The following is a 9,510-nucleotide window of genomic DNA, read 5'->3' as shown; positions in this document are numbered from 1 at the left end:
GCAGGCCAGAGGCAAATTGAAACATTTGTACCCTGAAATTTGATGCAGTCAAGGTACTAGCTTGTAGTCCCTAGATATTCTGATAATATCCCCCATAAAAGTTGCTTATAATTATCTATATGAGCCGGGGAGTTGTTCACTTTTTGCTTTGTTATTTTAATGCCGTTTAATATTTCTTCTTCCAACATCCTCCTTGCCTTAAGAACCTGCAGAGTTCCTTCTAATCCTTTGTAACCCTGCTCTTTCCCATACCCTTGGTTTGTATAATATTCAATAAATCCCTTTGACCATTCTTCAGGTCTTTCTTTAACTGCTTTTCTAAAAGAAAGCTCAAGATCATCCTTGTCTACGTAAAGTAACAATGGATTTAATCGCTCCACAATCGCTGCAAGTTCATTAACATAACTTAGTACCTCTTCTTTGGCTGCATTATATTTAATCATCCCGATGGTTACAGGGTTCTGTATAAAACAACAATCAAAGATAAAGAGATCCGTACCATTCGAAGCACTCCCGGTAAACTTTTCCCATCTCTTTGTTATTAGCTCCCTGTTTTGATCCAGCGGCAACTCATATATATCCTTTTTGACAATTGCACGCATCAGTTCATCCGGAAAAATCAGCTTATTTCCAGTTATTATTTTCCGGTAATGCAGGATGTATTTGTTACCCTCTTTAATAATATAAGTTCTCAATAAATCACTAAACTGTTCATGGGTTCTCAATAGTTCATCGAATTCATTTTTCTCAAAACAGGCGACCCCATCATAATCAGCAGGATGTTCCAAATCCCCCTCTAAAAACAATTGAGAGTTTATGTTCATTTCCGTAATAATTTCATGAACTAGTTGAGCAGTAGTTGTTTTCCCGAATCCCGGTAATCCCTCAATTAATACTAACTTCGGTCTCATATTAAAGTTCCTCCATTCGTAATATGAGCAGCTGGACCATATATTCACTTATAAGTCTTGTGACAGCCGTATCATATCCACAACTTGTATTCCGTTCTCAAATATCGCTTCACTATAGTGTCTTATAAAGAAGTCACGGTCAACTCCGGTTATTCTGAACCCACATTTCTGATAAAGCGCAAGTTGTCCTACACCTGAATTACCGGTGCCGATTTCAATGGTTTTGAAACCAAGTTGCTTTGCATTTTGAGTAGCATGGTTTACCAACTGTTTCCCTATCCCTTGGCCTTGGTGGTTTTCATCAACAGCTAGATTTACTAATTCTACTGTCTCAGGTCTTGTTCGAAGTAAGACATACACACCTACTATGCAATCATCCATTTCAGCGACCAAACATTGACCTCTTTGAATATATTCTTCGACAAGTTTCCGGGAAGGGTCCGCTAATAAAAGCAATTCCATAGGGGGTTGTTCATCTGCATTTAATTTTCTTATTTCCATATTTACATCTCCTTGATGAAACCGTATATTTACATATTCAGTGATAACTTGAATATCTCCTCTTTTCACACAAAAACGACAACCGTACGAACCGGCTGCCGTTTCTGGTATTGATGGAGTTCTGTGTCTTGTTGTACTGATCGACATCCTCTTTAATGTATCAAATCAGGTTCCGCAAAAGGTTCGGTAAGGCTGGTTGCACGCTTCAGGCAGTGTAGTGAAATCATCCTGTTCTGGCGAATACGTGTAAGGGTTCGACAGCGCTTCAAGCAGCCGTTCCATGACCTGGTAATCTTCTTGATTTACCGCAGCCGCAAGCGCTTCTTCTACCCGGTGATTCCGCGGGATTACAGCAGGATTACTGCTGCGCATCCGCTCTTGCACGGAAGCTTGTGATTCCTGCTGCCTGCCCAGCCTCTCCTGCCACTTCTGCTTCCACTCGGCAAATTCGGGGGTACCGGACAGAGACGTAACCTCCGGCTGACCCAAAGTTAAGGCACGGAAGGTATTGGTGTAGTCCGCCCCGTTCTTCTGCATCAGTCCCAGAAGGTCATCAATGAGGGTTTCGTCCTCCTGTTCCTCATTAAAGAGACCCAGCTTCGCTCTCATTCCGGTCAGCCAGTTCTGCTGATACAAATCATAAAAGCCGGAAATGGCAGTCTCAGCCAACTTTATAGCCTGTGTCTCATCTGCATCGAGCAGCGGCAAAAGTGTTTCTGCAAATCTCGCCAAATTCCATGCGGCAATATTCGGCTGATTGCCATAGGCATAACGGCCATTCATGTCAATCGAACTGAATACTGTCCCCGGGTCATAGGCATCCATAAAGGCGCAAGGTCCATAGTCAATAGTTTCCCCGCTCAGGGCCATGTTGTCGGTATTCATTACCCCGTGAACGAAACCAACCAGCTGCCATTTGGCAATCAGCCCGGCTTGCCGTTTGATTACTTCCTCCAGCAAACGAAGATAGCGATTCCCGTCCGCCTTAACTTCCGGATAATGTCTTTGCAGGGTGTACTCGGCCAGGGCCCGCAGATCCTCGACCGTGCCCCATGCCGCAACATATTGGAACGTGCCGACACGCAGATGACTGGCCGCCACACGGGTCAGAACCGCACCCGGCTGCTCGGTTTCCCGGATTAACAGCTCTCCGGTGGCTGCCACGGCCAGACTGCGGGTGGTGGCGATACCCAGCGCAAACATAGCTTCGCTGATGATGTATTCGCGCAGCATAGGTCCAAGTGCCGCCCACCCATCTCCCCGGCGGGAGTATGGCGTCCGGCCTGAGCCTTTGAGCTGAATATCCACCCGCTCCCCCTGCGGAGTAAGCTGCTCGCCAAGCAGCACAGCCCGGCCATCCCCCAACATAGTGAAATGCCCGAATTGGTGCCCTGCATACGCCTGGGCAAGCGGTACTGCTCCTTCGGGAACCTGGTTGCCGGCAAATACCGCTGCCCCTTCACTGCCCCGCAGTGCTTGATTATTTAGTCCCAGGGAGATTGCCAAGGGCTCATTAAATACGATCATTTTTGGTGAGCGAACAGGAGTTGGACCGAGCTTTGTAAACAATGATTCCGGCAGACGAGAATAACTGTTGTCGAAGTTCCACCCTGTATCTGTCGTTTCTTTGTTCTCCGTCATAATCTCTCCTTTGTCCTTCTCTTGGTTTTTCTTTTAGTATTTGCTGCTGCCTGTTTATTATCCCTTTTTCACCATTCGCTCATCTCCGTTAGCCCAACAACGAACATTTCTCTTCTCAGGGAAGCAATGGAGATAACTCCGTATTTATTTTATCGGTAATTAACGTGTAGAACTCCGGAAATCTCGGATCCGTGGGGCTGGGTATTTCTTCAAAGGTCCGTATAAATAATCCGGCCGTTCCAAGTGCTGTTATGATCTCGCCAACCGTCCAATTCCGCCCTAAAACCTTGCCTAGTCCAATTCGTTCCTCTTCGGGCAGCAACTTGGCAAAGGCAACTTCGCCTGCCTTAATACTGACATCAAAGTAGTTGCCGGTTGGCTGGTTCAGGTTGCGGGTATTCATCCAGGTGCGTGCGAAGGGATGGAAGTCAGTCAAGATAAACCGGCCATTCATACCTAACCTGCGGCGAACCAGAGAAAAAATGGAGTTCAGGTCCGTAAAATAATGCAAAATGCCAAACTCCATCAGCACAATATCAAATTCGCCCAAAGTTTCTTCATGGGGGATATTCAGGACGTCAGAACAGATATAGTCAAGATCTACACCCGCTGCGGTGGCGACCTGTGTCGCGTACAACCGATTTTCTGCAGAAATGTCCACCACAGTAACATCAGCACCCAGCAGAGCCAGTAAAACCGCCTTCCTTCCATTTGAACCAAGAAGGTTAATGATTCGCTTCCCGGCCGGATCACCAATGTACTTCAGCCAATAACGCAGATGATGACTGGATTTCAGCTTCAACTCTTCCGCGAGTTCATCTGGTGTTCCATATTCCCGAACCCAGGCCTGATAGGCTTTCGTTTCCCATGCAACCTTGTTTGCACTGGCCAATTTTTCTTGCATACGTAAACCTCCCCCCGGTCTCATTCTGTCCGGAACAATACAACCCTTTACCCCAGCAGCCCGCTTTTCTCCACAGCCTGCAGCCACTCTCCCGCGATGAGATCATGTCCCGCCGCAGTCGGGTGCACGCCGTCCCAGAGCCAATAAGACGCCTCAGCCCGTTCAGCGGCCGCTTCAAAAGCGCCTTGCAGAGCAACGTGAACGGCACCGAATTCTTCCGCCAGCTGTCTTACTACCTGCTGATAATGCTTGATCTTCTGCTCCCAATTCTCCCACTGCTCCGCTGGCGCTCCGGTCCGCAGGATAAACGGCTCACACAGGATCAGCTGAGTATTAGGCATGACTTCGCGGGTTTCTTCCAGGACATGGCGGTAGGCACGTTCAAAACGGTCCGTCACACCACTCGGCTCCCCTTTCATCATGCGCCAGATATCATTCACTCCGATCAGGATGCTGATTATGTCAGGCTGGAGGCTGATCGCATCCTCGTTCCAGCGTGCATAAAGATCGGACATCCGGTCGCCGCTGATGCCGCGGTTATAGAATGTTGGCTGCTGTCCAGCCAGCAGGCGCCCAAGCTTCCCCGCAAGAATAAAGGCATAGCTGTGGCCCAATATATGATTCGGGTCTTCGTTGCGCCCGCGGTTGCCATCGGTAATGGAATCCCCCTGAAATAGAATAACCTTGTTTGTTTTGGAAGCGGAAGTTGCCATGTCTTTTCATCCCTTTGAATTATAATTTTGGTTGAACGTTTCCTATAATACCAGTAAAGTTACCATATACGACCTATAGAAGGGAAGGGAAAATATGAAATACAGAAGACTTGGAAATACGGGACTTAAAATCAGCGAAATCGGCCTGGGGAGCTGGCTGACTTACGGTACGGCAGCAGAAAAGAAAGCGGCGGACACCTGTATCAGCGCTGCTTTTGAATGCGGTATCAATTTCTTCGACACAGCTAATGCGTACAACCGGGGTGAAGGGGAAAAAGCGATAGGCGCCGCACTCCGCTCCTATGAGCGTTCCTCTTATGTGCTCAGCACAAAGGTGTTTTTTCCAATGGGCGAAGGGGTCAACGACCGCGGTCTGTCCCGCAAGCATATTATAGAGCAGTGCGACGCCAGCCTGCGACGTCTCGGAACCGATTACATTGATATTTATTTCTGCCACCGCTTCGATCCTGAGACCCCGGTAGAGGAAACACTCCGTGCACTGGATGACCTGACAGCCCAAGGCAAAATCCTCTATTCAGCCGTCAGCGAATGGAGCGCGGCGCAGATTACCGATGCGGCCGGGATCGCCCGCCGCCTGAATCTTCGACCGCTCGCCGCAAACCAGCCGATCTATAATATGTTCGAGCGTTATATCGAACAGGAAGTGCTTCCGGTTTCACAGCAGCATGGCTTGGGGCAGGTTGTGTTCTCGCCGCTTGCGCAGGGAATTCTAACCGGCAAATACAAAGCGGGCCAGCAGCCTCCAGCAGGAACACGCGCCGCCGACGATTCCGTCAACGGTGTCATCCGCAGCTACTTGCGTGATGATGTGCTGGACGTGGTTGGACAATTGGACAGGCTGGCCGGAAGCCTTGAGCTCAAACTCTCCCAGCTGGCCTTGGCCTGGGTGCTGCGTCAGCCGGGTGTAAGCTCGGCGATTATCGGAGCCACCAAGCCGGAGCAGGTTCTGGAGAATGCCAAGGCGGTGGATACGGTATTGTCCCCTGATACCCTGCAGCAGATCGAAGAGATCCTGAAACCGGTAGCTGATTTTGCACCGGCCAGGTAAGCTCCGGCAGTAACGCAGCCGTACCTTTATTCCCCGGGCTGAAATGCAAGAAAAACCTCTGAAGACGGCGTTTATGGCCGGGTCAGGGGTTTTTTTACAGAATATTATCCGCTTATCCGCTTCACGCTGGGTGGGTGTGGTGAATTCCAGTGCATTTACTGCATTAGAATTGCTCCATACCCGCTTGAAACTGTCTTCTGATGCATTTAGTGCAGCAGATTATCTTGGAGTGACCACTTTGAGATGATTTCTTGTCATCCTGATGCACTAAATGCAGTCAAACCGCCGAATAACCTCATTTTCTCACATTCCGCTGCACCAAATGCACTCAAATCGCCCTACCTTCAGTTACCCGCCCTATAGAGAAGCCTTATGATTCGATTCGATGATCCGTCAAAAAGGTTGGAAGCTCTGACTCAAAAAAATAGGTGAAACATTTTCAGTTTTTTTTCGTTTATAGTGCTATAACGCGCGTTTGAGAGCTGGTCCATAGGGTAATTAACCCTATACCATGCTTTACATACTGTGCTTTACAATTGCCAAGGGGGAATGAAGATGTTGAAGAAAAAGTCAGCTTATGTATGGCCCGTTGTTGTTCTGTTGGTCTTTTCCCTGATTTTGACGGCAAGCACAGTCGGGACCCGTGCAGACGCACAAAGCGTTAGCAACACCCGGCATTTCACGGCCTACATTCATAATTTCGATTCTGCAAATGGAACGCTAAACCTCACTGCCGATGAAATGGAATGGTATGAAGGCGGGGCGGCCGATCAGGTCTTTGCAGAGAGAGAACCGGAAGCGGCGGCAGAACTGGGCGGCACACCGGACGGATACTACATTGTGAACGACAGTGATGTGCTGACGACCTATCCGGTAGCAGATAATGCTACAGTATACATGCAAATCTATGACCATACCGGGCAGCCGGAGGATATCGATATTGAGTGGAACGAAAGCATCAGCCTGGAGAAATTAATGGCCCAGTTCTCAAATACGAATCTCCTGGATATCAGCGAGTTCCCTTACCATATTACCACCCAGGATGGTGTCATCACTTCGATTGTGCAGCAATACCTGCCTTAATCTATCTTAATAACAGCAACAACGTTCAGGGGCTTTCCCATAACCATGACAATGGCTATTGGGAAAGCCCCTCTTAGGTTCAGGCCTATTCCACACGGTGATTATTTCTTCAAGGCATCCTTGACAGGAACGCCAAAATCCGGAGTGCCATCTTCGTTCCAATGGAAGACCTGAGCCCGGGTATGACGGTTCGGATCGTACAAGGGATCACCCGTAATTTCCTTGTAGCCCCGGGCATGGTAGATGAGCACATCCTCGCCCTCCTTATTCACGGTGAAGCTGTTGTGGCCCGGCCCATATTGGCCGTTCTCTTCGTTGGTCTTAAAAACAGGACCCGGCAGCTTTGTCCAGGAGACGGCGTCCAGCAGATCGCTGTTCTCATCGGCGGCAAGCAGCCCCATACAGTAGTTGTAATCGGTCGCGCTCCCCGAATAACTGATGAAGATCCGTCCGTTGCGCTTCAGGACGGCTGCTCCTTCATTTACACTGAAGCCGACGATCTCCCACTGATGCTCGGGTCTGGCAATCATCGTCTGCCGTCCGGTCAATGTCCAGGGATTGCTCATTTCAGAAATATAAAGGTTTGAATTACCCGGAATTTCCGGGTCCTTCTGCGCCCATACATAATACAGCACCCCATTGTGCTGAAACGTGGTGGCATCCAGAGCGAAGGATTCCCAGGCTGTCTTGACCTGGCCTTTTTCTACCCATGTGCCCTCCAGCGGATTGGCAGACTCGTTCTCCAGCACATACATGCGGTGGTCGAACAAACCCTCATTTGTTTCGGTTGTGCGGGCAGCAGCGAAATAGATATACCATTTGCCATGGATATAATGGATTTCCGGCGCCCAGATGTTGGCGCTCAGCGGCCCGCTATCGTATTTGCGCCACGCTACAACAGGTTCAGCCTCGGCCAGCCCCTCAATCGTTGCCGCTCTCCGTACCTCAATACGGTCGTATTCCGGCACGGAAGCGGTGAAATAATAATAGCCGTCTGTATGAAGATATACCCAAGGATCTGCACGTTGTTCGATCAGCGGATTGTTGTACTCTCTATTTGTATTCATGAAGGTTTCTCCTTTGGTCTGTTTGCAAAAATGCTTTAGTTACACTGGCTCCGTAAGTAACAATCCCAGCTATTCCAGCCCGTCGAGGGCGTCGCTGCAACTACTTGGTGTGTACTGTTCTCCACCTCTTTCCTATTCCAGCGTCAGCACTACCACCGAAGCCGGCGGAAGGCAACACTCCAGCATGCCGTCCTTCAATTCAGCCCCATGGTAGGCAGAGGGAGCCACGGTATCCGGAGCCTGGAAGGTGTTATGTGCCCCCAGCTCCGTATGGGTCAGGATTTGTCCGGTAACCTGACTTGGAGACATTCCCCGGATGTCGATACGAAGACTCGCTTCATCCTTGTGGCTCAAGTTGCAGACAGATACATAGACCTTGCCCGCTCCGTCACGGGAAGCGGATACGCTGAGCTGCGTTATGGATTGTTCGCCTTGGGTATATTGCGGACTCTCAAAGGCAACTTCTAGCAGTTCATTATCCATATGCACTTTATACATCTGAAAGACGTGAAATGTTGGCGTCAGCAGCAGCTTGTCGCCTTCGGTCAGAATCAGCGCCTGCAGTACGTTGACCATCTGGGCCAGATTAGCCATATGAACCCGCCGGCTGTGATTCTGGAAGATATTCAAATGGATGCCTGCAACAAGCGCATCCCGCAAGGTATTCTGCTGGTACAGGAAGCCCGGATTGGTACCCGGCTCACTGAGGAACCAGGTGCCCCACTCATCTATAATCAATCCTACCCGCTGCTCCGGATCATATTTATCCATGATGGCGGAATGACGGGTAATCAACTCATTCATGTGAAGTGATTTCTGCATCGTTTCGAACCATTCTTCAGCATCGAAACCAAGCGCGTAACGTTTCTCTTCCCAACTGCCGGGAATGGTATAAGAGTGCAGACTCAGCCCGTCCATGAAACGTCCGGCTTCCCGCATCAATACCTCTGTCCAGTTGTAGTCATCCACGTTCGCTCCGCCGGCAATCTTATACAGCTTGTTGTCGCCATAGTTTCTGGAATAGGTCTGATAGCGGCGGTACAGATCCGCATAATATTCAGGACGCATATTGCCGCCGCAGCCCCAGTTCTCATTGCCGACGCCGAAGTATTTCAGCCGCCAAGGCTGCTCTTGTCCATTGTCCCGCCGCCAGCCGGCCATGGGTGATTCGCCGTCAAAGGTCATGTACTCTACCCATTCCGACATCTCCTGCACAGTGCCGCTGCCGATATTGCCGCAAATATACGGCTCGCACTCCAGCAGCTCGCACAGGCGGAAGAATTCATGGGTGCCAAAGTGGTTGTTCTCCACTACCCCGCCCCAGTGCGTATTGACCATACGTTTGCGTGTTTCCTTTGGCCCAATGCCATCTTTCCAGTGATATTCATCGGCGAAGCAACCTCCCGGCCAACGCAAGATGGGAATATCCAGTTGCTTGAGCGCTGCCAGCACATCGTTACGAATGCCATCTGTGTTCGGAATCTCCGAGTCTTCACCGACCCAGAGTCCCTCATAGATGCATCTGCCGAGATGCTCGGCGAAATGCCCATAAATATTTCTGTTGATTACACCTTTGGGAAGATCCGTATTTAAAATCATATAATCAGTCACAGTTCTCTCT

At 49.5% G+C, this 9,510-nt stretch carries 10 protein-coding genes; 3 read left to right on the top strand and 7 right to left on the bottom strand.

The genetic code is table 11. The features are described from left to right. Window positions 1-56: 56 nt before the first annotated feature. From IEY53_RS31070 to IEY53_RS31050, 5 genes are all read right to left on the bottom strand, one after another. The gene (locus IEY53_RS31070) at window positions 57-911 is read right to left on the bottom strand and encodes a P-loop NTPase family protein (protein WP_189031740.1); all 855 of its coding nucleotides are present in this window, start codon (window positions 909-911) and stop codon (window positions 57-59) included. A 48-nt stretch (window positions 912-959) separates the two neighbouring features. Then, window positions 960-1,412: a GNAT family N-acetyltransferase gene (locus IEY53_RS31065; protein WP_189031744.1), complete on the bottom strand. Its 453-nt coding sequence runs from the start codon at window positions 1,410-1,412 to the stop codon at window positions 960-962. Window positions 1,413-1,577: 165 nt separating this feature from the next. Further along, window positions 1,578-3,053: a protein adenylyltransferase SelO gene (locus IEY53_RS31060; RefSeq protein ID WP_189031739.1), complete on the bottom strand. Its 1,476-nt coding sequence runs from the start codon at window positions 3,051-3,053 to the stop codon at window positions 1,578-1,580. A gap of 115 nt (window positions 3,054-3,168) precedes the next feature. Further along, window positions 3,169-3,957: a class I SAM-dependent methyltransferase gene (locus IEY53_RS31055; protein ID WP_189031737.1), complete on the bottom strand. Its 789-nt coding sequence runs from the start codon at window positions 3,955-3,957 to the stop codon at window positions 3,169-3,171. A gap of 47 nt (window positions 3,958-4,004) precedes the next feature. Continuing rightward, window positions 4,005-4,670, bottom strand: coding sequence for an SGNH/GDSL hydrolase family protein (locus tag IEY53_RS31050; RefSeq protein WP_189031735.1), 666 nt, complete (start codon window positions 4,668-4,670; stop codon window positions 4,005-4,007). 94 nt (window positions 4,671-4,764) lie between these two features. On the opposite strand from IEY53_RS31050, the gene IEY53_RS31045 reads away from it, so the two are divergent. The 3 genes from IEY53_RS31045 to IEY53_RS31035 all read left to right on the top strand — a co-directional run bounded on the left by IEY53_RS31045 (window position 4,765) and on the right by IEY53_RS31035 (window position 6,822). Next, on the top strand, window positions 4,765-5,739 hold the full coding sequence (locus tag IEY53_RS31045; protein ID WP_189031733.1) for an aldo/keto reductase family protein: 975 nt from the start codon (window positions 4,765-4,767) through the stop codon (window positions 5,737-5,739). A gap of 43 nt (window positions 5,740-5,782) precedes the next feature. After that, the gene (locus tag IEY53_RS31040) at window positions 5,783-5,986 is read left to right on the top strand and encodes a hypothetical protein (protein ID WP_189031731.1); all 204 of its coding nucleotides are present in this window, start codon (window positions 5,783-5,785) and stop codon (window positions 5,984-5,986) included. A gap of 308 nt (window positions 5,987-6,294) precedes the next feature. Continuing rightward, window positions 6,295-6,822 (top strand): hypothetical protein, encoded by a 528-nt coding sequence (locus IEY53_RS31035; RefSeq protein WP_189031729.1) that lies wholly within the window; start codon window positions 6,295-6,297, stop codon window positions 6,820-6,822. 101 nt (window positions 6,823-6,923) lie between these two features. Here IEY53_RS31035 and IEY53_RS31030 read toward each other — a convergent pair whose 3' ends face one another. After that, window positions 6,924-7,889: a glycoside hydrolase family 43 protein gene (locus IEY53_RS31030; RefSeq protein WP_189031727.1), complete on the bottom strand. Its 966-nt coding sequence runs from the start codon at window positions 7,887-7,889 to the stop codon at window positions 6,924-6,926. Window positions 7,890-8,021: 132 nt separating this feature from the next. Further along, window positions 8,022-9,488, bottom strand: a complete 1,467-nt coding sequence (locus IEY53_RS31025) for an alpha-N-arabinofuranosidase (RefSeq protein WP_373293964.1) — start codon at window positions 9,486-9,488, stop codon at window positions 8,022-8,024. Window positions 9,489-9,510: the final 22 nt, after the last annotated feature.

The sequence above is a fragment of the Paenibacillus albidus genome (assembly GCF_014644435.1).
In the GTDB taxonomy this organism is placed as follows: domain Bacteria; phylum Bacillota; class Bacilli; order Paenibacillales; family Paenibacillaceae; genus Paenibacillus_AQ; species Paenibacillus_AQ albidus.
Note: the sequence above shows the minus strand (reverse complement) of the source record. Positions and strands in the feature narration are given on the sequence as shown.

What these genes read in the sequence shown, in the direction of transcription:
- IEY53_RS31035 (WP_189031729.1), top strand. Translation starts at nt 6,295, where the DNA reads ATGTTGAAGAAAAAGTCAGCTTATGTATGGCCCGTTGTTGTTCTGTTG.
- IEY53_RS31055 (WP_189031737.1), bottom strand. Translation starts at nt 3,957, where the DNA reads ATGCAAGAAAAATTGGCCAGTGCAAACAAGGTTGCATGGGAAACGAAA.
- IEY53_RS31060 (WP_189031739.1), bottom strand. Translation starts at nt 3,053, where the DNA reads ATGACGGAGAACAAAGAAACGACAGATACAGGGTGGAACTTCGACAAC.
- IEY53_RS31025 (WP_373293964.1), bottom strand. Translation starts at nt 9,488, where the DNA reads ATGATTTTAAATACGGATCTTCCCAAAGGTGTAATCAACAGAAATATT.
- IEY53_RS31070 (WP_189031740.1), bottom strand. Translation starts at nt 911, where the DNA reads ATGAGACCGAAGTTAGTATTAATTGAGGGATTACCGGGATTCGGGAAA.
- IEY53_RS31030 (WP_189031727.1), bottom strand. Translation starts at nt 7,889, where the DNA reads ATGAATACAAATAGAGAGTACAACAATCCGCTGATCGAACAACGTGCA.
- IEY53_RS31045 (WP_189031733.1), top strand. Translation starts at nt 4,765, where the DNA reads ATGAAATACAGAAGACTTGGAAATACGGGACTTAAAATCAGCGAAATC.
- IEY53_RS31040 (WP_189031731.1), top strand. Translation starts at nt 5,783, where the DNA reads ATGCAAGAAAAACCTCTGAAGACGGCGTTTATGGCCGGGTCAGGGGTT.
- IEY53_RS31050 (WP_189031735.1), bottom strand. Translation starts at nt 4,670, where the DNA reads ATGGCAACTTCCGCTTCCAAAACAAACAAGGTTATTCTATTTCAGGGG.
- IEY53_RS31065 (WP_189031744.1), bottom strand. Translation starts at nt 1,412, where the DNA reads ATGGAAATAAGAAAATTAAATGCAGATGAACAACCCCCTATGGAATTG.